This window comes from Dietzia sp. UBA5065, assembly GCA_002415925.1.
In the GTDB taxonomy this organism is placed as follows: Bacteria; Actinomycetota; Actinomycetes; order Mycobacteriales; family Mycobacteriaceae; genus Dietzia.
Window position 1 is genome coordinate 12,255 of the sequence record DIAZ01000107.1, and the last position, 933, is coordinate 13,187.

The 933-nt window shown below is 71.1% G+C and carries 1 protein-coding gene and 1 pseudogene; both read left to right on the top strand.

Translation table 11 applies throughout. The features are described 5' to 3' along the window. Positions 1-465 (top strand): DUF1906 domain-containing protein (locus tag B4M60_RS08220; RefSeq protein ID WP_291082107.1); only part of this gene is annotated, 465 nt, incomplete at its 5' end. A 133-nt stretch (positions 466-598) separates the two neighbouring features. Further along, positions 599-933: pseudogene (locus B4M60_RS08225) on the top strand (hypothetical protein); the annotation flags it as partial.

Below are 933 nucleotides of genomic sequence, written 5' to 3' on the forward strand. Positions count from 1 at the left end.
GAGGACACCGCCGACTGGAAGGCCGGGGCCGGCGGGGCCGACCACCACGCCCCCATCGGGATCGGGCTGCACTTCGGTGCCGGCGGCCCGCGCGGCGTTCCGATGTACGTTGCGATCGACGACAACCCCACGCGCTGGCAGTTCGACAACCAGATCGCCCCCTACCTCGATCGGTGGCGCGTCCACCTGAACGGGCAGGGGCTCAAGCTCGGCGTGTACGCCAACGCCCCGACCATCGACTGGTGCCGCCAGCGCGGGCTCGGTCAGTACTTCTGGCAGCACGACTGGGGCTCCGGCGGGCGCCTCAACCCGGCGGCCACGATCCACCAGTTGCCGGTGAAGCAGCAGGTGACCGTGGGCGGCGTCGTCTCGGACCTCAACCGTGTCTATGCGATCGACTTCGGCCAGTGGTGGCCGATCGACGTGGCGGCCCTCGCGGCCGCGGCGGCCGGAAGCGTGGGCTGACCGAGTTCGCAGCGGGCATCGGAGACGGGCCGGTCGGGGTGTCCCCGGCCGGCCCCCGTGCATCCGGGGAAACCCCTTGACTCGCTCACGTGTTCTAGTAGAATAGAACGCATGATCGAGGCGTGGGGTTGAGATGAGGTCGGCGGAGACGGAGCGCGTGTTCGCGTGCGAGTCCGAGGTCGCGCGCCTGGCCGTGGACGCCGAGAACCGTGCCGCCGCCCTCCGCATCCGGGCCGTCTACAAGACGTTCGACGCCGCGGTCGAGCACGTGCGTGCGATCGACGACGTGGCCCACGAGTCCGATCTCCCCGTCCGGGACCACGCCGCCGTCGACCCCTGGGAGCTCGCGCGCTCGGAGTTGGCCGTCGCGCTCGGGATCCACGCCAACCGGGCCGGCGCCATGGTCGACCTGTCGGTGGAACTGGTCGAACGGTGCCCGGCGGTTCTCGAGGAGATCGAGTCCGGGCG